Origin of the sequence: Enterococcus canis NBRC 100695, assembly GCF_001544375.1 — a bacterium.
Classification (GTDB): domain Bacteria; phylum Bacillota; class Bacilli; order Lactobacillales; family Enterococcaceae; genus Enterococcus_H; species Enterococcus_H canis.
On the sequence record NZ_BCQJ01000011.1, the window covers coordinates 31749 to 53562 of the forward strand.

16 protein-coding genes are annotated in these 21814 nt (G+C 43.3%); 8 read left to right on the forward strand and 8 right to left on the reverse strand.

Features of this window, described 5'->3' with window-relative positions:
* Nucleotides 1–157: 157 nt before the first annotated feature.
* Together yajC and tgt are read right to left on the reverse strand one after the other, a co-directional pair.
* Complete coding sequence (yajC, locus tag ECA01S_RS12205) at nt 158–499, reverse strand: preprotein translocase subunit YajC (protein ID WP_067396034.1); 342 nt, start codon at nt 497–499, stop codon at nt 158–160.
* Between the two features lie 88 nt (nt 500–587).
* Entirely contained in the window at nt 588–1733 is a 1146-nt protein-coding gene (gene tgt / locus ECA01S_RS12210) for a tRNA guanosine(34) transglycosylase Tgt (RefSeq protein ID WP_067395962.1), read from the reverse strand.
* Nucleotides 1734–1925: 192 nt separating this feature from the next.
* On the opposite strand from tgt, the gene ECA01S_RS12215 reads away from it, so the two are divergent.
* Nucleotides 1926–2630, forward strand: coding sequence for a DUF975 family protein (locus ECA01S_RS12215; protein ID WP_067395965.1), 705 nt, complete (start codon nt 1926–1928; stop codon nt 2628–2630).
* A 60-nt stretch (nt 2631–2690) separates the two neighbouring features.
* Here the strand turns inward: ECA01S_RS12215 and recQ are convergent, their stop codons facing one another.
* The 3 genes from recQ to queA all read right to left on the reverse strand — a co-directional run bounded on the left by recQ (nt 2691) and on the right by queA (nt 8903).
* Nucleotides 2691–4436, reverse strand: coding sequence for a DNA helicase RecQ (gene recQ, locus ECA01S_RS12220; RefSeq protein ID WP_067395969.1), 1746 nt, complete (start codon nt 4434–4436; stop codon nt 2691–2693).
* Between the two features lie 128 nt (nt 4437–4564).
* Nucleotides 4565–7198: a cation-translocating P-type ATPase gene (locus ECA01S_RS12225; RefSeq protein WP_067395978.1), complete on the reverse strand. Its 2634-nt coding sequence runs from the start codon at nt 7196–7198 to the stop codon at nt 4565–4567.
* 673 nt (nt 7199–7871) lie between these two features.
* The gene (queA, locus tag ECA01S_RS12230) at nt 7872–8903 is read right to left on the reverse strand and encodes a tRNA preQ1(34) S-adenosylmethionine ribosyltransferase-isomerase QueA (RefSeq protein WP_067395980.1); all 1032 of its coding nucleotides are present in this window, start codon (nt 8901–8903) and stop codon (nt 7872–7874) included.
* Between the two features lie 135 nt (nt 8904–9038).
* Between queA and ECA01S_RS12235 the strand changes: the two genes are divergently transcribed.
* From ECA01S_RS12235 to ECA01S_RS12255, 5 genes are all read left to right on the forward strand, one after another.
* A complete protein-coding gene (locus ECA01S_RS12235; RefSeq protein WP_067395983.1) occupies nt 9039–9929 on the forward strand; it encodes a VOC family protein in 891 nt (296 codons plus the stop codon).
* Nucleotides 9930–10243: 314 nt separating this feature from the next.
* Nucleotides 10244–11425: a betaine/proline/choline family ABC transporter ATP-binding protein gene (locus ECA01S_RS12240; RefSeq protein ID WP_067395986.1), complete on the forward strand. Its 1182-nt coding sequence runs from the start codon at nt 10244–10246 to the stop codon at nt 11423–11425.
* A 6-nt stretch (nt 11426–11431) separates the two neighbouring features.
* Nucleotides 11432–12070, forward strand: coding sequence for an ABC transporter permease (locus ECA01S_RS12245; RefSeq protein ID WP_067395989.1), 639 nt, complete (start codon nt 11432–11434; stop codon nt 12068–12070).
* Nucleotides 12067–12987 carry a glycine betaine ABC transporter substrate-binding protein gene (locus tag ECA01S_RS12250; protein ID WP_143139588.1) on the forward strand — a complete coding sequence of 307 codons (921 nt, stop codon included), beginning with the start codon at nt 12067–12069 and terminating at the stop codon, nt 12985–12987. Before ECA01S_RS12245 ends, ECA01S_RS12250 begins: the two co-directional genes overlap by 4 nt.
* Before the next feature lie 14 nt (nt 12988–13001).
* A complete protein-coding gene (locus ECA01S_RS12255; RefSeq protein WP_067396039.1) occupies nt 13002–13655 on the forward strand; it encodes an ABC transporter permease in 654 nt (217 codons plus the stop codon).
* Between the two features lie 63 nt (nt 13656–13718).
* Here the strand turns inward: ECA01S_RS12255 and ECA01S_RS12260 are convergent, their stop codons facing one another.
* Nucleotides 13719–13913 carry a hypothetical protein gene (locus ECA01S_RS12260; protein ID WP_067395991.1) on the reverse strand — a complete coding sequence of 65 codons (195 nt, stop codon included), beginning with the start codon at nt 13911–13913 and terminating at the stop codon, nt 13719–13721.
* Between the two features lie 208 nt (nt 13914–14121).
* On the opposite strand from ECA01S_RS12260, the gene ECA01S_RS12265 reads away from it, so the two are divergent.
* On the forward strand, nt 14122–16038 hold the full coding sequence (locus tag ECA01S_RS12265) for a PTS fructose transporter subunit IIABC (protein ID WP_067395994.1): 1917 nt from the start codon (nt 14122–14124) through the stop codon (nt 16036–16038).
* A gap of 70 nt (nt 16039–16108) precedes the next feature.
* Nucleotides 16109–18022 (forward strand): BglG family transcription antiterminator, encoded by a 1914-nt coding sequence (locus ECA01S_RS12270; RefSeq protein WP_067395998.1) that lies wholly within the window; start codon nt 16109–16111, stop codon nt 18020–18022.
* A gap of 69 nt (nt 18023–18091) precedes the next feature.
* Here ECA01S_RS12270 and kimA read toward each other — a convergent pair whose 3' ends face one another.
* Nucleotides 18092–19924 carry a potassium transporter KimA gene (kimA, locus tag ECA01S_RS12275; RefSeq protein ID WP_067395999.1) on the reverse strand — a complete coding sequence of 611 codons (1833 nt, stop codon included), beginning with the start codon at nt 19922–19924 and terminating at the stop codon, nt 18092–18094.
* Between the two features lie 201 nt (nt 19925–20125).
* Nucleotides 20126–21784 carry a MutS-related protein gene (locus ECA01S_RS12280; RefSeq protein ID WP_067396001.1) on the reverse strand — a complete coding sequence of 553 codons (1659 nt, stop codon included), beginning with the start codon at nt 21782–21784 and terminating at the stop codon, nt 20126–20128.
* Nucleotides 21785–21814 lie beyond the last annotated feature (30 nt).

A 21814-nucleotide genomic window follows, 5' to 3' on the forward strand; every position in this document is an offset into this window, starting at 1 on the left:
AAAATGAATTCGTTTTCTTGATATTTTTTATTCTAGATAATCGGTTATTTTTACAGCGTATTTCAGATAACTGACGTTACTAAATTTAGCTACATTGATCACCATTTCACTTTATATACTAAAAAAGATCCTGTCACTAGGACGGGATCTCAGTTGACTATTCTTTTGTTTCAGAATTTTCGTCAGATGTTTCAGTTGTTTGTTCGATATCTTTTACTTCAACTTCGGTTACAGCATCGTCATTTGCAACGACTGTACCAGGTTTAACTGTCCGAATCGCCGAACGGTCAAATTCTAAGAAAATGCCTTCGCAATCCAATGTAATGGTACTTTTTTCGGTGTTGATCTCAGAGATCACACCATGTAAGCCACCAATGGTCACGACATCAGAGCCAACTGACATTGAATCTAACAAACTTTGACGTTCTTGCTGTTGTTTCTTTTGTGAACGTGATAAAAAGAACCACATTGCAACTAACGCCACTAAAGGTAAGATCATTGTTAACACTTATTTTTCACCTCAATCTTTCGTCATCAAAAACACTATACCAAAAATCATAGGATGATTCTATTGATTTGCCAAAAAATCAAAAATTCTTCGCATTTGCTTGATTAAAGCCGTATTCTTCAAAGAATGATTGGCGGAATTCCAGCAAATTATCATCCATAATCGCTTGCCGAACTTGTTTCATCAAATTCACTAAGAAGTAGAGGTTATGATAAGAAGTAAGGCGAATCCCAAACGTTTCATCGCATTTAATCAAATGACGGATGTAAGCACGGGTATAATTTTGGCAAACATGGCAATCACAATTTTCATCTAATGGGCGGAAATCCCGAGCATATTGAGCATTTTTCACCACTAAGCGACCTTTTGATGTCATACAAGTTCCATTACGAGCAATTCGCGTTGGCAACACACAGTCAAACATGTCAATCCCGCGAATCACACCATCAATGAGTGAATCAGCGGCCCCTACTCCCATCAAGTAACGAGGTTTATTTTCAGGAATCAATGGTGTGGTGAAGTCCAAGACCCGATTCATTTCGTCCTTTGGTTCGCCAACAGACAACCCACCAATGGAATAACCAGGGAAGTCCATACTTACTAAATCGCGAGCGCTTTGTTTACGCAAGTCCTCAAAGCCCGCTCCTTGGATAATCCCAAACAGCCCTTGACGATCTGGATTGGCATGAGCTTTCAAGCCACGTTCTGCCCAACGAGAAGTGCGTTCCACAGATTTTTTCACATAATCATAGCTTTCATCAAATGGCGGACATTCATCAAAGCTCATCATGATATCAGAGCCTAATTTGTTTTGGATATCAATGGCTTTTTCAGGTGATAAAAACATCTTAGAGCCGTTTAAGTGGTTCTTGAAGTGGACGCCTTCTTCCGTGATATTCCGCATATCGCTTAAAGAAAATACTTGGAAACCGCCGGAATCAGTCAAAATTGGTTGATCCCAATTCATAAATTTGTGCAACCCACCAGCTTCTGCTACTAGGTCTTCTCCGGGGCGGAGCCACAAATGATAAGTGTTACTTAAAATAATACCCGCGCCCATCTCTTTTAATTCTTCTGGCGACATGGTTTTAACCGTTGCCAATGTGCCTACTGGCATAAACATCGGTGTTGGGAAAGTACCGTGCGGCGTGATAATTTCACCTAAACGCGCGCCGGTATGCTTTTCTTTTTTAATTAATCGGTATTGAATAGCTGGTTGTGTCAAGCGACATCCTACTTTCTATGATTTAATTCCATAACTTTATCCATAATACTGGTTTTCTAGTGCTTTTGCAAGGTTTCTCCAGTCTTGTAACGTTTATTTAATCTACAATAATTGAAAAGACAAGTGCGTCTTTCTCTGCTTTAAGGATACTCTTTGTTATACTTAGATTATTAGAAAAAGGATGTGATAAAAATGAAAACGTCAAAAGAATTAAAAATGGAAGCAAAAGCTGTCTTACGTGGTCGCTGGGGGCAAGCGGTACTATTGAATCTCGTCCCAACTTTGATTGCTATTATTTTCGCATTGATTATTTTAGTGCCAGTCATCACCCTAGTATTCGTCACTGATGGTGGTAGCAGTACTTCAACCATGGCCGACCAAGCCAGCAATTCTGCAGCCTCCAGCGGTGGTGGGATCATTTCCTCCGTCATTAGCGCCTTATTTATGAGTGGAATTTCTTGGACCTATTTGGATTTATTGCGAGGAACTCGGGACCGTATCGCGCCTTTCTACGATGCTTTTCGGGCCTTCAATGGTCTCTTTCTTGGCGGTGTGATCTTACTAGCAGTCGTAACGGCTATCTTTATTTCCTTATGGACACTGCTTTTGATTATCCCTGGGATTGTTAAAGGCTATTCTTACGCCCAAAGCTACTTTATCTATTACGACCATTTGAATGCAACGGGAGAAAAGTTGAAGATCTTAGATACCATTACCACTAGTCGTCGGCTGATGGATGGTTCTAAAGGTCGTTTATTCTGGCTTGATTTAAGTTTTATTGGTTGGCATATTCTAGCCATGATGACTGCCGGGATCGGCTATCTATGGTTGAACCCATACATTAGCGCTACTAAGGCTGCTTTCTACAAAGATTTAGCCGAAACTCGTATGAGCTAGTAATCAAAACGGACGCCCTGTTTTTTTGACAGAGCGTCCGTTTTTTTTGCAATTTTGTTCTTATGTTTTCAGAATCTCTAAAAAGGCCGCACCATATTTTTGCAATTTATTTTCGCCAACACCCTTGATTTGGAGCATCTCAAGCGTAGTTTGTGGGCGGACTTCAGCCAATTCCAATAATGTTTTATCCGAAAAAATCACATATGGTGGTAAGTTTTGTTCAGTGGCGAGGTCTAGTCGCAACTGTCTGAGTTGTTCAAATAAAGCATTATCTGGTGCTAGTTTTTTCACCACTTTCTGACGGCGGGTCACGGTCACTTGACCTAAAAGAACTTGTTTCCCTGTATCAGAAACCTGCAATAAAGGAAACTGCCCTTCTGTCGGGGTCAGATAGCCTGATGCTGTCAGAAAATCAATCAGTTGACTGACATCCTTTTGACTCCACTCCTTCATCAAGCCGTAGGTCGATAGTTCTTCAAAATGCCATTGACTGATTTTTTGATCCTTTGAGCCAGTCAAAACTTTGCTGACTAAGGCTTTTCCAAAACGTTCCCCCATACGCATCACGCAGGACAAGACTTTTTGGGCATCGATGGTAATATCTTCAGCGATTCGTTCGTCTAAACAATTACTGCAACGTCCGCAGTCTGGTCCATCTTCTCCAAAATAGCGCAAAATATAGCGTTGCAGACACATCTCTGTATGAGCATATTGACTCATTTCTCGTAGTTTCAAGTATTCTTTCTGCTTATAATCCAACGTTCGTTCAGAGTTATCGATGAAAAATTGCTGCACCTGTAAGTCCTGCGGTGCAAACATCAAAAGCGCTTCACTAGGTAAACCATCCCGGCCGGCACGTCCTGCCTCTTGATAATAAGACTCGATATTCCCAGGCGTTTGCGCATGGATAACAAAGCGAACGTTGCTTTTATTGATCCCCATTCCAAAAGCATTAGTAGCGACCATCACCTTCAGTTCATCAAATAGAAAAGCCTCTTGATTTGCCGAACGGATTTCTTCAGTCAGCCCACCATGATAATAACCAGCTTTAATGCCTTTGCTTTTTAAGAGATGATACAAACGCTCCACTTCCTTACGGGTGCTGGCGTAAATAATCCCGGCTTGGTCGTGGTTAACTTTTAGGTATTCCAGCAAGTAACTGTCTTTGGCATCTTTAACCACTTGAAAGGCGAGATTATCGCGGGCAAAGCCGGTTTTCACTTGATTTTCTGGCGAAATTTGTAAGTTCTCACAAATATCCGCTGCAACCTGTGGGGTAGCCGTCGCCGTTAGTGCAATAATCGCGGGACGCTGTGGCAGTTCCATAATTACTTGCGCTAATTGCAGATAGCTAGGGCGGAAATCATGTCCCCATTGCGAAATACAGTGAGCCTCATCTACCGCTATCAAGCTGATTTTTTCTTGCTGTAAAAGCTGTTTGAAGGCAAACATTTCAAAACGCTCTGGGGCAACGTAAACTAATTTATAGGCGCCCTGAGCAGCTAATCGTAAGCGTGAAGCCACTTCATTTTGACTTAAACTACTATTAATATATGTTGCCGGAATCCCCATTTCTCCCAAGGCATCCACTTGGTCTTTCATAAGTGAAATCAAAGGTGAAACCACTAATGTTAAGCCATCTAGTAACAGAGCTGGCAATTGGTAACAAATTGATTTCCCTCCACCTGTCGGCATGATGCCTAGGGTGCTTTCAGCTTGCATCACATGTTGAATCAGATCTAACTGACCAGGACGAAACTGGTCATAGCCGAATTTTTCCTTTAGTAACTGTTCCAAACGGTTCAAAATACGTCCTCTTTTCTCTAACTTTTGGACTTTACCATCCGTCTATCTTAACACGGAATCTCCTTTGAAAAAAGTGACGAAAAAACTCACCACAAGAGTCATTTACGACTGTTGTGATGAGTTGTTGGCTATTCTTCTTCAGGTGAAAAATGGAACTTGATCATTTCATTGACAAAAATTGGCACAATAGATAAGGCAATCGCTAAAGCCCAGTGGGTCAAGCCAATCGGTACCAAATTGAATAGCTCTTGAGTGACTGGTAATAACGCAATGACCGTAGTGATTAAAATCGCCAAAACAGCCATCTCAAACAAGGTTTTGTTCCGGGAAAGCTTCACATGGAAAATCGAGTTATCACTGCGGACATTGAATACATGCAGGATTGAAGAGAAGGCTAGAATCAAGAAAGCCACGGTTTGGGCAACTTCTTGACTAGCCGGTACCCAATGGGAAACACCATCGACAAACCCGGCAATGTAGTAACCAAATAAAGTAATAACCGTAAAGGTTCCCGCATTGATGGCAATTTTTTTGCCTAAACCGCGGGCAAAAATCCCTTCGTTATGGGGAATCGGCGGCTCATCCATGATGCCTTTTTCAATCGGTTCCTTGGATAAAGCGAATCCTGGCAAACCGTCAGCAACCACATTGACAAACAATAGTTGGACCGCTGTAAACGGTGCCCCCCAGCCTAATAACATCGCAATCAGTACGATAAAAATTTCCGAAATATTACAACTTAACAAGAAGTTAATGGCCTTGCGGATATTTCGGTAAACGGAACGGCCTTGCGCCACGGCATCCACAATGGTGGCAAAATTATCATCCGTCAAAATCATATCGGCAGCGCCTTGAGCAACATCCGTCCCAGTAATCCCCATGGCACAGCCAACGTCACTTGCTTTCAAGGCCGGTGCATCGTTAACACCGTCACCAGTCATGGCGACAACCGCTCCCGTCCTTTGCCACGCTTTTACGATTCTGATTTTATCTTCTGGCGTCACCCGCGCATAAACGGACAATTCTTTGACGCGGCTGTCTAGCTCTTCATCAGTCATTTCATGTAGCTCAGAACCAGTCAAGGCTTCCTTACGGTCCTTCAAAATGCCTAATTCTTTGGCAATGGCACCAGCTGTTACCACATGGTCGCCGGTGATCATCACGGTTTTAATCCCTGCTTTTTTCGCCCGTTTGATGGCGCCCTTACTTTCTGGACGTGGCGGATCAATCATCCCCACCAAGCCTAGTAAGCGCAAGTTCTTTTCCAAAGCCGCACTGGTAATCTCTTGCGGCTCTTCATCATAAACAGCAAAGCCAACTGCAATGACCCGTAAGGCTTTTTTCCCAAAACGGTCGTTGACCACGGCCGCTTGCTCAACATCGCCATAACGGAAACGCGTCACTAAAACATCAAAAGCCCCTTTAGTGATGGATATGTATTTTTTCCCCATCTTATGGACAGTGGTCATCATTTTTCGTTCAGAATCGAAAGGAATTTCGCCGATACGCGGATATTTCTCTTCTAACTCAGCTTTTGTATGATAATTTTCTTCTACCGCTCGCACAATAGCCGCTTCAGTGGGATTACCTTTAACGACTAATTCATCATCCTCGTCATGGTCCACCACCACATCGGTACAAAGTGAAGCCATTTTCAAAACTTCCATGGCGGAATCAGTCATACCCTCTTCTGTATCGGTTACTTCGTCGCCACGGGTCCAAACACGGCGTACCCGCATCTTATTTTGGGTCAAGGTTCCGGTTTTGTCGGAACAAATAACGTTGGCAGTCCCTAACGTTTCCACCGCTGGCAATTTGCGGATGATGGCATGGCGTTTGGCCATTTTTTGAACCCCATAGGCTAGCGTCAAGGTCACAATCACCGTCAACGTTTCCGGTACAGCTGCTACTGCTAATGAAACGGCCGTCATAAACATATCTAGCATTGGTTCGCCTTGCAACTCCCCAATAATAAAGACGATTGCTGCCGCCACTAAGGCTAAAATACTGATTTTTTTTCCTAGCTTGTTCAAACGTTGTTGCAGAGGGGTGCTTTCTTGCGTCTCGTTGTTCAGCATACCGGCAATTTTACCCATCTCCGTCTGCATCCCAATCGCTGTTACTACCGCTCGGCCGCGGCCATTCGCCACCGAACAGCCTTTAAAGACCATGTTAATCTGGTCCCCCAGACCTTCCTTATCAGTTGCCACAAATTCAGGATCTTTTTCCACCGGTTCACTTTCGCCAGTCAAAGCTGATTCCTCTACCCGCAATTGTGATGCTTGGATTACCCGAGCATCTGCGCCAATTAAATCTCCAGACTCTAAGATCAAAATATCCCCCACAACGATTTCCGAAGAAAGAATCTTCTGAGGCTTGCCATTACGCAAAACCTTGCTCGTTTGCTGGTTCATATCTTTCAAAGCATCCAGCGATTTCTCCGCATTTCCTTCTTGAACAATAGCTAAAACGGCATTGATAATGACGATAGCAATAATCAAAATACCCTCAAAATAATCTCCATGATCCGTTGCGATGGCTGTATAAAAGGAAATTGCCGCTGCAACTAATAAGATGATAGTCGTAAAATCCGATAAACTCCGTAGAAACTTCTTATAAACAGGTTCCTTTTTTGCCTCTTCAAATTCATTAGGCCCGTCTCGTTTGACGCGCTCCTCCACAGTGGCAGTGGCTAGCCCTTCATTTGGATCTGTTTGGTATTCCTGGACTACCTCTTCGATTGTTTTTTGATAGTTATCCATCCTATCCCCCCAATTTTTTTATAATACACATAGCCTTCCTTTATAACCATAACATGAATTTTTTATCAATCTCAAGAAATCTGCTGATATTCGGATATTTTTCGAAAAATCCTCATAATTTTTGACAAATTATTCCGAGCTTTTCTATTGAAAACGATTACAAAACATGGTATATTATGAGTACAAGGAAGGAGGATAACACAGATCATTAAGTAGAATTTCTCGAGTAGAACGTAGTAAACACAAAGTTGTTAGAAGTACCAGATTCACCTTTCGTTAAACGAGTTATACGTGTGAAGTAAACGAAACAAAACATCTTTAAAATAAATAGTGAATGCGTACAAAAAGCTTTATCGAAACACGAAAAGAATAGAAGTAACACGGTACGTAAGAAAAAAGATTAAAAATTAAATAGCGTTGAAACTGTAACTAAAACAAAATTTGTTTATTGAAACAGAAATTCGAACATTACTTTACATGTATAATGTAAAGAACCATCATACTTAATAGATCTGAGTCCTTCCAAGAAACAGAGAGCCAAGTCGTCGAGAGCTTGGCTCTTTTTTTGCGCAAAAAAGAGCCTGGAACCTAACTCAAAAAGTTATCTCCCAGACCCTTCCTGTCCGAATAAATGGTGGAAGCAAAAGCAACCTCTGGCCTCGCTATATTAGGATTACTTAACAAACATGGCGTCGCCAAAACTAAAGAAGCGATAACCTTCTTCAATTGCGTGTTGATAGGCAGCTAATACTAGTTCCCGCCCAGCAAAAGCGCTGACTAACATCACCAAGGTTGATTTAGGCAAGTGGAAGTTGGTGGAAAAAGCGTCCACTACTTTGAATTGATAGCCAGGGGTAATGAAGATATCCGTCCAACCGCTGTCTGCTTGAATTTCACCTGCAAACTTGGTGCCAATGGTTTCCAATGTGCGGATTGACGTCGTGCCGACTGCTACGATGCGCCCACCTTGTGCTTTGACTTCTCGTAATGTTTGCGCCGCTTCTTCGGTTAAACGATAAAACTCACTATGCATCTCATGTTCTGCGATATTATCTACACTGACTGGCCGGAAGGTTCCTAGCCCCACATGCAGCGTCAAATAAACCAATTTTACACCTTTGGCTTCAATAGCCGTTAATAATTCTTTTGTGAAGTGCAAGCCCGCAGTTGGGGCCGCTGCTGAACCATTTTCTTTGGCATAGACGGTTTGATAACGATCGGGATCTTCTAAACGTTCCTTGATATAAGGTGGCAAAGGCATTTCACCTAGGGATTCTAATATCTCCAAAAAGATGCCATCATAGTGGAACGTCACAATGCGGCCACCATGCTCTAGTTCTTTCTCCACCACAGCCGTCAAGCGACCATCGCCAAAGGAAATCTCCGTGCCAACCTTAGCGCGGCGTGCCGGCTTAATCAAGGTCTCCCAAGTATCGCCTTCGGTATTCGTTAAAAGCAACACCTCTAAATGACCACCTGTTTCTGGTTTTTCACCATATAAACGAGCGGGTAAAACGCGGGTGTCATTCATGACTAACGCATCCCCTGGTGCCAGTTCATCTAAAATATCGTGGAAATGTTTATCTTCCATCGTCCCAGCGGTATGGTCCAACACCAATAAACGGGACTGATCGCGATCCTTCAGTGGCGTTTGGGCAATCAATTCTTCTGGTAAATCAAAATCAAAGTCTTCTGTTGTTAACATCTTGTCCACTCCTTGTCTCGCCTATTTTAGCACGTTTTCCCCTCCCTCGCTATGAAGACAGATTACTTGTCATTTCACGAAAAACTTTCTATACTTACTTTTAGTAAGAGTTTTCAAAAGAAAGGACTGCTTTTTATGACCCCACCTATCCATCATGTCTCGTTATTAACACGCCACGGCCAAGAAAATGTGGCGTTTTATACCCAACTTTTAGGATTACGTTTTGTTAAAAATACTGTGAATCAAGAAAATCATCGCATGCTGCACTATTATTATGGCGATTATCAAGGCGCCCCCGGAACGGTTGTTACTTTCTTTATCGTTCCGTTACTAGGACATCGCTATGATCAAAATCACTTTTTAGCCACCATTGGTTTGAAAGTTCCCCGCAATTCGTTAAACTACTGGCAAGATCGATTGACACAAGCTGGCGTAACCGTCGAAAAAAACGAAAACACGCTGATCTTTAAGGATCCCGACGACGTGACCATTTATCTTAGTGAGATTGATGCTGATCCATTACCGAAAGATCATCAAGCCCAAAATGATGTTCCTGGGGATAAACAACTTATTGGTATTCGTTCCACTGAATTCCATGTGCCTGACGCTCAAGCTACCAGTGATTTCTTTGAGCAGTTATTAGGTTGGTCGACAAAAGATGGTCGGATTCAACTGAACGAAACGGATTTTGTGGATATTATCCAAACCGAAACCACTGATGTTAGCCGGATGGGACGTGGCAGTATGGACCATATCGCCTTTGCCATCAAAGATGATGAAACTTTAGAAGCCTTACATCAAAAGGCTATCGCCCAAGGTTGGAATGTGGAAAAGATTATCAGCCGTGGTTATTTCAAGAGTCTTTATATTCGTGAGCCTGGGGATAATCGTGTGGAATTCGCCACCATGGCGCCTGGCTTCACCATCGACGAACCCCTGGAAACCTTAGGGGAAAGCTTTGCCTTACCACCATTTTTGGCGGATCAACGGGCCGAAATTGAACAAAACATCTACAAAGAACAATAAACAAAACAGTTCATTCCTGACTGTCCTAGTCTTTTGATTAGGGCAGTTTTTTTATGAGTAAATCCACATTTTTTCGTTATAATAAATATTTCGTTATTTATTATTTTCGCTAAAAAACTAGGATAATATGAAATTCACTCTCACTTACCGACGCTTGCCACCGATCCATCTTGGGTAAGTACCTGTTATTAAAATTTGTTTTAGCAGTATGATTTTCTCATAAAACCGCCTTTTCCAAGACCTTCGATTTGTTTTAATTGCTGTTTTAGGCGATACTAATACAGAAGAGAAAAATGAAAATTTGAGGTGAAATCATGATTGAGTTCCAGCATGTATCAAAAATTTATAAAGGAAACAAAATTGCCGTTGATGACATCAACTTGTCCTTCGATAAAGGGGAGTTCATTTGTTTCATCGGTACTAGTGGGAGCGGAAAAACCACTTCGATGCGCATGATCAATCGCATGACCGACCCTACTAAGGGAAAAATTTTGATTGACGGGAAAGATATCCAACAAATCAATCCGGTAGAATTACGTCGCCAAATCGGGTATGTGATTCAAAATATCGGCTTGATGCCCCATATGACCATTCGCGAAAACATTACCTTAGTGCAAAAGCTGCTAAAAGTCGACGAAGATACCCGGAATAAGACGGCGGAGAAGATGATTGACTTAGTTGAATTGCCACGAGAAATGTTGGATCGTTATCCAAATGAACTTTCCGGTGGACAACAACAACGGATTGGTGTGGTACGGGCCTTGGCTGCCAACCAAGACATTATTTTAATGGATGAACCTTTTGGCGCACTAGACCCAATCACGCGCGATGCCCTACAAGATTTAGTGAAGGATTTACAGGAGCGTCTAGGAAAGACCATCGTTTTCGTAACCCATGATATGGACGAAGCCTTAAAACTAGCCAACCGTATTGCCATCATGAGTGAAGGGAAAGTCATCCAGTTCGACACGCCGGAAAATATCTTGCGTCACCCAGCCAATGAATTTGTAGAAGAACTGATTGGGGAAGACCGTTTGCTGCAAGCCAAACCAGATACCACCACTGTTCAAGAAGTGATGCTGAAAACCGCGATTACCATCACACCCGAAAAATCCCTACAAGAAGCCATCAAGCTCATGCGGGAAAAACGCGTGGATACGTTATTAGTGACGGATAATTCCAACATTTTGAAGGGCTACATCGACGTTGAAACGATTGACCGTAAACGGGGTAAGGTTTCCAGCGTTGGCGATATTATCAATCCCGATGTTTTCTCCGTAAAACAATCTTCTTTATTACGGGATACTTTGCAACGGATTCTAAAACGCGGCTTGAAGTATGTGCCGGTAGTCGATGATCAAAAACGGGTGGTGGGTATCTTAACCCGGGCATCCTTAGTAGATATTGTCTATGACGTGATCTGGGGCGAAGAGCAGTCGGTCAGCCAAGCAGTTGAGGCTGTGAAGCCGACGGAAACTCCTGCAAAGGAGGTCTAGGAAATTATGGAAAGCTTTTTTAATGAATACGGCAGTGAAATTTTAACTAAAAGTGCCGAACACATTTATATTTCAGCAGTAGCACTCTTTTTAGGAATCGTGATTGCTGTTCCGTTAGGGATCCTGTTGACGCGCCTTCCTAAAGTAGCCAATGTCGTGATTGGCATTGCCAGTGCTTTACAGACAGTACCTTCCCTTGCGCTCTTGGCCTTAATGATTCCGTTCTTTGGGGTTGGGAAAACGCCAGCAATTATCGCCCTCTTTATCTACTCACTCTTACCGATTTTGCGTAATACCTATATTGGGATGAAGGGCGTTGACGCCAATTACCGCGACGTAGCCAAAGGCATGGGCATGACCAATCTGCAATCCATCGTGATGGTGGAAGTGCCCATCGCCATGCCGACTATTATGGCGGGGATTCGTTTAGGGGCGGTCTACGTGATTGCTTGGGCAACATTAGCCTCTTATATTGGCGCTGGTGGTCTGGGGGATATGATCTTTAGTGGTTTGAATAACTATATTCCTGCTTTGATCTTTGCCGGAACAATTCCAGTAACAATCTTAGCTCTACTAGCAGATTTCCTACTTGGCTTGTTAGAAGATAAGCTCACTCCAAAAGCACTAAGGGGGGAGAATGAATGATGAAACGACTGACAAAACTTATAATGCTCCTGACTAGTGCTGTTTTGCTGGCTAGCTGTTCTTTGCCTGGGCTGGCCACGAGTTCTGATGAGGATACGATTGCCATCACTGGTGGGATTACCTCAGAGGCGCAGATTTTAGGGAGTATCGTAGCGGGTATGGTGGAACACTATACCGATAAAAATACGACGATTATCAATAATTTAGCTACCACTACCATCAATCACCAAGCTATGATTAACGGTGATGCCTCCATTTCAGCAGCCCGTTATACTGGGACTGACTTGACGACGACCTTAGGCCTGCCACCGGAAAAAGATCCGAAGAAAGCCTTTGATACGGTTAAGTCTGAATTTGAAAAACGGTATGATCAAACTTGGTTCCCTTCTTACGGATTTGAAAATACCTATGTCTTCCTAGTTCGTAAAGATACCGCTGAAAAATACAACTTGAAAAAAGTCAGTGATTTGAAAAATGTCGCTGATGAACTAGTGGCTGGTGTCGATACTTCTTGGATCAACCGTGAAGGTGATGGCTATGATGGCTTTAAAGAAACCTATGGCTTTGCCTTTGAATCAATTTTACCGATGCAGATTGGGCTGGTTTATGATGCCGTTGACGCTGGTAAAATGGACATCGTATTAGGTTATTCCACTGATGGTCGGATTGCTTCTTATGATTTGGTGATGTTAGAGGATGACTTGAGCTTCTTCCCACCTTATGACGCTGCACCCGTTGTAGCCAATCAGACTTTGAAGGATACGCCTAAATTGAAGGATGCTTTAGATAGACTAGCAGGAACGATTTCCACCGAAAAAATGCAAAAGCTAAACTATGAAGCAGATAATAATTTGGTAGAACCTTCCGTAGTGGCGGAGCAGTTCTTAAAAGACAATAATTATTTTGAAGGGAAGTGAGCCTTGTGAATCACATGAATCTGTTGCAACAATTTATTTACTATTTCCAAGAAAATGGCGGATATGTCTTTTCACAATTTTTGCGCCACTTTCTTATTTCAATCTACGGGGTCGTCTTTGCCGCGATTGTGGGGATTCCTATTGGAATTTTGATTTCTCGCCGCCGCAAATTGGCTAACTGGGTCATTCGTCTGGCTAATATCATTCAGACGGTTCCCTCACTGGCGATGATTTCGATTTTAATGATTGGCTTAGGTCTCGGGGTCAATGTGGTTATTGTGACCGTCTTCCTTTATTCCCTCTTACCAATCATCAAAAATACCTATACCGGCATGATCCAAGTGGATAAAAATGCTTTAGATGTTGGGAAAGGTATGGGGATGACCGCTTGGCAACGCCTTTATATGATTGAGCTGCCCCTTTCGGTTTCCGTTATTATGGCGGGGATTCGAAATGCTTTAGTCGTCGCGATTGGGATCACAGCGATTGGTGCCTTTGTAGGTGCTGGTGGTCTAGGGGATATTATTATCCGCGGAACCAACGCCACAGATGGAGCCTCTATCATCTTAGCTGGTGCTTTGCCGACTGCCTTGATGGCCATCATCACTGACTGGGTCCTGGGGATTATTGAACGACGCTTAGATCCAGCTAGCCGTACTAGCCATTAATTTAAAAATCAGAACGACCACTGCCTAGCGCGCCTTCATCAAAGGACACTAGACAGTGGTCGTTTATTTGTTTTGTTTACGAACTTGCCCATACCAACGCCACAGAAAAATATTCACAGCAACTATCAAGCCGATTACCAACACATCTACTAGGCCAAAGAAACCCGTCTTTAGCCGATAAACCAGCGCAGGCGTAAACGCAATCAGGCTAAATGCCGTCACTACACTAGCGCAAAACAACAACACATTTTTAATCATTGAGTTCGCCTCCTCCCACAGTATAATAAATAAAGCGTTTGCTTACTAGCACAACTTTTCAAATATGTTTGTGGCAATCTGCCGGCAGATAATTGTAGCAATTAATCACACATTTGCCACATCTCTGGCAAAAACTTTTGCTTAAATAACAGTTCGCCTCCCGCTATAATCAATCTTGTTCAAACATACACTTAAGGAGGATTTACATATGTCAGAATTTATCGTTGCCATCACTTCATGTCCAGTGGGAATCGCCCACACTTATATGGCTGCCGAAAATTTAGAAAAAGCCGGTGCTGCTGTTGGTGTCAAAGTCAAAGTTGAAACCCACGGTTCGATTGGCGTTGAAAATAGTTTAACTTCTGAGGAAATCGCTCAAGCCGCTGGTGTCATTATTGCCGCAGATACACAAATTGATAAAAGCCGCTTTGCCGGTAAACAATTGATTCAAGTTGGCGTTCAAGAAGGTATCCATCATGCAGATCAGCTGGTCCAAACCATCTTGAAACAGGAAGCGCCCGTACAAAGTGGAACAGCGGTTGAAGCGAGTGCCGCTACGCAAGATTCTCTTGGCAAACGTGCCTATAAGAGCTTAATGAATGGTGTCTCCTATATGGTACCGTTTGTGGTAACTGGTGGTTTATTGATTGCGATCGCTTTATCTATCGGCGGCCAACCTGGCCCTAACGGAATCGCAATCCCAGAAGGTAGTATCTGGGCCACTATGAACACAATTGGCGGGGTTGCCATGGGCTTGATGGTACCAATTTTATCTGCCTTTATCGCGCAAGGAATTGCTGACCGTCCGGGTCTAGTACCTGGTTTTATCGGTGGGATGATTGCTGCAAATGGCTCTCTTTATGGGAGTGAAGCAAATGCTGGCTTTATCGGCGGAATCATCGCCGGCTTCTTAGCTGGTTTTGTCGCTTTAGGCATGAAAAAACTGCCTGTACCTAAAGCTATCCAATCAATTATGCCGATTATCGTCATTCCAGTCATCTCTTCATTAATCGTTGGATTCTCTTTTATCTATGTTATTGGTCAACCGGTGGCTGCACTATTTGCCGGTCTAACCAACTTCTTAGCTGGCTTACAAGGCGGTAGCGAAATCGTCTTAGCCATGGTTTTAGGTGCGATGATTGCCGTTGATATGGGCGGTCCTTTCAACAAAGTAGCCTTTCTATTTGGTTCAGGTATGATTGCCCAAGGAAACTTCAGTATCATGGGACCCATCGCCGTTGCTATCTGTATCCCACCACTAGCACTAGGTGTCGCTACCTTTGTGTTAAAAAATAAATTTTCTAAGCCTGAAAAAGAAGCCGGTAAAGCGTCATTCGCTATGGGGCTATTCGGGATTACTGAAGGTGCAATTCCTTTTGCTTCTTCTGACCCACTACGTGTGATTCCAAGTATCGTCTTAGGTTCTATAACTGGTAGCGTCATCGCTATGCTAGGCAATGTCACAGACCACGTTGCTCATGGTGGCCCTATTGTAGCCGTTTTAGGCGCTGTCGATCATGTCTTGATGTTCTTCGTAGCCGTAGCAGCTGGTATCACTGTAACTGTACTGCTTTTACATCTATTAAAGAAAAATGTGAGCACAGAAACCGTCACTGAAGCAGCACCTACCGCAACAACCATTGCGGCGACACCAGCACCCGCTGCCTTTACTAAACTAACTGATATCCTATCAGAAGAAAGTATCATTTTAGACCTTGAAACTGAAACAAAAGAAGGCGCTATTCACCAATTAGCAGAAACTTTTGATTCCCTAGGCAAGATCGATTCACTGCCTGTTTTTGAAGAAGCGATCTATTCTCGGGAAGCGGAAAGTACCACTGGAATCGGGATGTCCGTTGCGATTCCCCACGGAAAATCTGCGGCAGTCAAAGAACCAAGTGTCGTCTTCGGTCGGGCGGCTAACGGGATCGATTGGAATAGCTTAGACGGCGAACCTTCTAAATTGATCTTCATGATTGCCGTTCCTGAAAATAATAAGGAAGATGCTCATTTGAAAATTTTGCAAATGTTGTCCCGCAAATTGATGGATAATGGCTTCCGCGAAAAACTATTAGCAGCACAAGAAAAAGCCGAAGTGATGGCCTTACTTGATACTGTACATTAAGTCGAATTAGCATTACACTCTGTTTGTACATACAGACAGAGTGTTTGTTTTGTTGGAGGGAGAAATCAGGGTGAATCAACGACAAAAAGAGCTTTTACATCGTCTATTGCATGGTGATACATGGACGATTCAAGCCTTAGCAGGTGAATTACAGGCTTCTGAGCGCACAATCCGCAATGATTTGGTAAAAATTGAGGCCTTATTGACCGCAGACCAGTACCAGTTTACTTTAGCCAAAAAGCCGGGGGTCGGTCTTTCTTTTGAAAGCCCGCAGAAGGCTCAGATTCTGAAAGATTTGATTTTACAAGAAACGGATGTTTACGGTACTGCAGAACGCCGGGACCTATTATTGTTCCATCTTTTAATGGCCACCCGCCCCATGACACTGACTGACTTAGCTGAGCTGCTTTTTGTCAACCGCCAAATGATTCGTGAAGACCTGTCGGCTTTGCAGATCCCGCTTTTCCAACAAGGATTGACCATTACTATTAAACCAAAGACCGGGGTCTTTTTAGAAGGCAGCGAAGGGGCCAAGCGTGAACTATTGGCGCAAACGTTGAAAAAGCTCCAACAAGAACAACAGCCCACTCTGCTGACCGACTTTTTCTCACCAAGAGAAATGAAAGTGATCCAACTAGTCGTCAATAGCTTTGAAGCCAACCATGGATTTCGGCAGCAAACGGATTTCAACAGCATCATGATCCATCTATTTTTTATGGTGGCCCGTTTACGTAAGCATGCAACAATTCAATTAGGTGAAAGTGAGTGGCAGCTGATTCGCCACTCGAAGGCTTTAGACTACGCTCGCGAGTTAGCCCAGCAGCTATCCTTAGAACTGGGCTTGCGTTTTCCCGAGGATGAAATTGGCTACCTTGCCCTGCGCGTCGCCGCTTTTTACACACCACAGGACACTCAAACAAGTTATCTCCACGAAGCAGATCGGCATATCAACGAAATGATCACTGCTTTGATTACGGAGGTCCACTTAATTATGGACTATGACCTATCAGCAGATGAACGCCTGCAAGAGAATCTACGGATGCATTTGAATGCTACCTTCACGCGGATCGCCAGCGGCTTTCACATTAGCAATCCGCTCAAAGACGAGATTTTGAAAAACTATACGCAGCTTTTTTTAATCGTACAATCCATTGCTGAAGAGTTCAAAGAACCTAGTTGGCAGATTCCTGATGAAGAAATTGCCTATCTAACCGTGCATTTACAAGGGGCCATTGAACGCTTGCAAGAACAACAAACCGGCCATTACCGCACCGTAATCGTCTGCAACTATGGCATCGGCGTTTCTGCCTTTATCGAGGCTAAAATCAAGCGTCTCTTTCCTACTATCGAGACCTTAGCCTTGCTTGCAGTCGACGAATTCCCTTATTTTCCTGAAACAGAACAATTGGATTTCGTCCTCAGTACCGTGCCCTTAACCACCGAGTTACCTGTTTTTGAGATTTCGCCACTATTTGAAAGTACTGATCAGCAAAAGCTCAATGCCTATCTCGCCACTAGTCATGAAAAAGCCACACGCCATTTTGATATTAGCCAGTTTACTAATCCTTTTCTGGTACAAACACAGCTACCCCTTACCGGTCAAGCTGAGGTTTTACAAGCCATGGTGGCTAACGTGCGTAAGAAAAATTATGTGACCGACAAGTATTTGGCCACTGTCTTAGCCAGAGAGGCTAAAGCTAGTACCCGTGTTGGCTCACTGATTGCCTTGCCTCACGGCGATCCAGCCGAGATCAAACATTCATTTTTGGCGATTGCTACCTTAGCCCAACCAGTAGACTGGGGCTACGGCCAAGTCCAATTTTTAGTTTTGATTGGTTTACAAAAGGATGCTTTAGGGAATGAAGAAGTCAAAAAATTCTTTTCTCTGATTCATTATCTAGTCGAAGATCAAACTGCCTTAACCGCTGTGTTAAGTGAACGCAATCCCCTTGATTTACTAAAACGCTTATCCACCTATCATTAACAAAAAAGCGACCTGCTAGCCTTAGATCAATGATCTAGTACTAGCAGGTCGCTTTTGCATAGCCTACTTCTATTTCTTCAGATGGTAGCTGTAGGTTGCGACGATAATATTTTGACGCCAAGACAAACGGAAGCGTAAACGGAGATTGGTTTGGTTATGGAGAATATTTTGCCAACGTTTGTTTGGGACAAATTGTGGTACTAACACGGTCGTCGTGTAATTGTGTTTATTGGCTTGCCGACTGACTAAGTCAACATAACGCATGGTCGGGTTCACGATGGAGCGATAAGAAGAATGTACGACAGAGAAGCGGATATCTGGGAAGTATTTCTTGAACTCTTTTTCGATCTCTTCTTCTTTCTCTTTATCCTCATCTAAGGAAACGTGCATTGCGATGACATAATCCCCAATCGAGCGAGCGTAGTTCAAAGCCCCTACATTTACTTGGGTCACATTACCTACTAATACGATCACGGTATTACCCACATATTCATGGAGTTCAATCGCCTTATCCGATTCCAAACGTAGTTGTTCGGCAACATTGCGGTAGTGAATGTGAATCCGGTAAAAAACATAAATCAAAATCGGCATGATAATGAAGAAAGGCCAGATATCGCCTAAACGATAGACGAGCAAGATACCCACAATCGCGTAAGAAATGAAGGCACCCACGATATTGGCAACTGACTTATTCAGCCACTTTTTAGGGAACTCTTTGCGCCACTTGATAACCATCCCGGTTTGTGACAAGGCAAAAGGAATAAAGACCCCGATGGAATATAGTGGAATCAAACGTTCTGTTGAACCTTGGAAAATCAACAAGAGGACAATGGATCCCAAAGCCAAGGTAATGATCCCATTAGAATAACCTAAACGGTCACCACGGTCCATGTACATATGAGGCATGAATTTATCTTTAGCTAAGTTATACGCCAACACTGGAAAAGCAGAGAAGCCCGTATTAGCCGCTACGGCTAAAATCAAGGCCGTCGCAAATTGCAAGGCATAGTATAAAATATTATGACCAAAAACAGCTTTCCCGATTTGAGACAAAACCGTCACTTCGGCTTCTGGTACAATCCCATACCAGTAGTTGATAAACGTGATTCCTACAAAGAAGAAACCGAGAATACCCGCCATCATAGCTAATGTACTAGCGGCATTTTTCGCTTGTGGTTTCTTGAAAAAAGGCACCGCATTACTGATAGCTTCCACCCCAGTTAAAGAAGATGACCCTGATGAGAAGGCCCGCAGTAATAATGCCACGGTGACGCCTGGTATAACAGCTCCTGGGACTGCCGCTGCGTGAAATGGCACGACACCCATTACAATTTTTGCCAAGCCCACCACGATCAACAAGGTGATAATGGCGATAAAACAGTAGACTGGCAGCATTAGAAAGCTAGCAGATTCCCGTAAGCCACGCAAATTCATCAACATAATCAGCAACACAATCACAATTGAAATGGGCACTTGATAGCCATATAAGGCTGGTACCGCCGATGTAATGGCTTCAGCCCCGGCTGAAACAGATACCGCTACGGTTAACATGTAGTCAATCAATAGCGAGCCCCCAGCTAACAAGCCCATATTTTTCCCGAGATTCTCACTACTTACCACATAAGCGCCACCGCCATGGGGATAAGCGTGGATAATCTGGCGATACGACAATGTCAAAGAAACCAATAGAATAATAACAAAAGCAGCAATTGGCAATGAATACCAGATAGCAGCAGTTGACAACGTCACTAATACCACCACAATCTGCTCGGTCCCATACGCAATCGAAGACAATGCGTCAGACGAAAGTAGTGCCAAAGCAGCGAATCGGCTCAATTTTTGATCATCATTTTCGGCTGATTTCAGCGGACGCCCTAACAAAAACCGCTTCAAAAAGTCCATTTTTTTCACTCTCCACTCCATCAAATTCAATCATAAACAAGACAGTATGCTACGCTTATTCTGAAAGAAAGTCAACCTTCTTTTCATAAGCTTTCAGCGAAATTTTCAAAGGTTTTTCTTAATGGTTCTTAACCCGTGAAACCCGCTATTTCTATTGAACCACAAAGCCTCTGATTCTACCAAAAAAGAGCCCTAAAGGCTCTATGGAAAAACACGCCACTGTTTCTGATTTTCAAAATCTTCCGCCTCGGCCGTGGCTTTAGCAGTCATAGCTTTTGGAAACTGTAAAACTTCCAATAAACGGATGGCGTTACGGCTCGTCGCCGGTCCCTCTTTTAATAGATAATCAAAGTGAACGCCCGCATCATCCACCTGTTCTTCAAAATGGACATTGTCACAGCTATGCTTTAAAATCTCCGTCAACTCAATATCGTGAGTCGCCACAAAAGCTAAGACCGGTTGTGTCTTAAGATCGTCGATAAAAGCGGCGGAAGCAGCAATCCGTTCGATGGTGTTGGTTCCTTTCAAAATTTCGTCGATAAAACACAGACACGGCTTACCTTGGGCCAATGCGGTCAAGATCCGTTTCAAAGATTTGATCTCGGCAATAAAATAGCTGTCTCCTGCCAAAACATCATCTTCAATCGCCATAGAAGTCAGAATTTGACTATGCGGTAATTGTAATTCCAGACACAGGGCAGTATTGATGGTTTGTGCCAATAAAGCATTGATTGCGACACTTTTGACATAAGTGGATTTCCCCGAAGCATTTGATCCAGTCACTAAGGTATTGCGGCGCCATAGAACTGGATTGGCCACAGCCTCTGATACCAGCGGATGATAAGCCTCGATTCCCTGCATAGTCATCGCTTTCGTAAACGTAGGTTGGCTCCAATCCGGCATAAATTGGCGATAATTCAAGACCGCAATCCCCACCTCTAATTCACCTAATAACTGCCACAAAGCATATGCTTCACTTTGGTGATGCTGAATTTTACTCAGCACAAAATGATAAGAGATAAACGGCAACATGAAAATCATATTGAGATAATCCATCACCCATTCCATATCCGTGCCCGTTTTAGCTTGAAAAGAAAAGGCAAACTTGGTGATACTTTGAATAGGACGCAAATTTTGTTGCAGTTCCGCTTGAAACGGCGTCTGACTTTTGCTGATACGCTTTGCGGCCGCCACTGTTTGTACTAAGTAGCCCATACTTGCCAGCTCCCGCTCTAGCCGCGCTTTTTTCGTCTGATAGTAAACCGCATTAAACAAGACGCTCGCCAGTAAAACAAAAATTCCTACCATCTGACCTAAAACCAGCAAAAGGATGCCCACTATTGGTAAACAGCCGCAGAGAATGTAAAAGGGCAATTGCCCTAGCTTGCGATGCTCACTGTTCATTAAATAATCTTGCACATAATTGTTATCTTTTTTACCAAGACGCGCAAATTGATAATGCAGTTCCTCCCGTACTTGCGGGTGCTGGCTGTAGTAGTTCATCAACTGCTCTAAACGCGTTAACTGCTTTGACGAAAAGTCATAATTTCGCAGGCGATAATACAAAGCTTCTGATCCCACACTAGAATAAGTTGCACTGATCTGCTGAAAAACTTCCCACATTTTCAAATCATACCACGTTAAGTCATCTATTTCGGCATCAGTGGGCTGCGCTTTTTTCATCAACTGCCAAGCTGCCTTCAAGCTCTCTTCTTTATCGCCAAAACGAGCCTGCCGCGGTGGTCTGCCCCACTCATTGCGGACGCGCTTGCGTAACTGGACACGATTCCAACTTTCTAAACCTGAAATAATCACAACTAGCGCTAGAATAATACCAATCACAAATAATTGTTGTTCCATCTGCCACACTCCTTGCTGACAGTGTACGCT

Coding starts and splice junctions, on each gene's coding strand:
- ECA01S_RS12245 (WP_067395989.1), top strand. CDS start 11,432: ATGGAAAGCTTTTTTAATGAATACGGCAGTGAAATTTTAACTAAAAGT.
- kimA (WP_067395999.1), bottom strand. CDS start 19,924: ATGGACTTTTTGAAGCGGTTTTTGTTAGGGCGTCCGCTGAAATCAGCC.
- ECA01S_RS12240 (WP_067395986.1), top strand. CDS start 10,244: ATGATTGAGTTCCAGCATGTATCAAAAATTTATAAAGGAAACAAAATT.
- yajC (WP_067396034.1), bottom strand. CDS start 499: ATGATCTTACCTTTAGTGGCGTTAGTTGCAATGTGGTTCTTTTTATCA.
- ECA01S_RS12260 (WP_067395991.1), bottom strand. CDS start 13,913: ATGATTAAAAATGTGTTGTTGTTTTGCGCTAGTGTAGTGACGGCATTT.
- ECA01S_RS12215 (WP_067395965.1), top strand. CDS start 1,926: ATGAAAACGTCAAAAGAATTAAAAATGGAAGCAAAAGCTGTCTTACGT.
- ECA01S_RS12255 (WP_067396039.1), top strand. CDS start 13,002: ATGAATCTGTTGCAACAATTTATTTACTATTTCCAAGAAAATGGCGGA.
- ECA01S_RS12280 (WP_067396001.1), bottom strand. CDS start 21,784: ATGGAACAACAATTATTTGTGATTGGTATTATTCTAGCGCTAGTTGTG.
- ECA01S_RS12225 (WP_067395978.1), bottom strand. CDS start 7,198: ATGGATAACTATCAAAAAACAATCGAAGAGGTAGTCCAGGAATACCAA.
- ECA01S_RS12250 (WP_143139588.1), top strand. CDS start 12,067: ATGATGAAACGACTGACAAAACTTATAATGCTCCTGACTAGTGCTGTT.
- ECA01S_RS12265 (WP_067395994.1), top strand. CDS start 14,122: ATGTCAGAATTTATCGTTGCCATCACTTCATGTCCAGTGGGAATCGCC.
- ECA01S_RS12235 (WP_067395983.1), top strand. CDS start 9,039: ATGACCCCACCTATCCATCATGTCTCGTTATTAACACGCCACGGCCAA.
- queA (WP_067395980.1), bottom strand. CDS start 8,903: ATGTTAACAACAGAAGACTTTGATTTTGATTTACCAGAAGAATTGATT.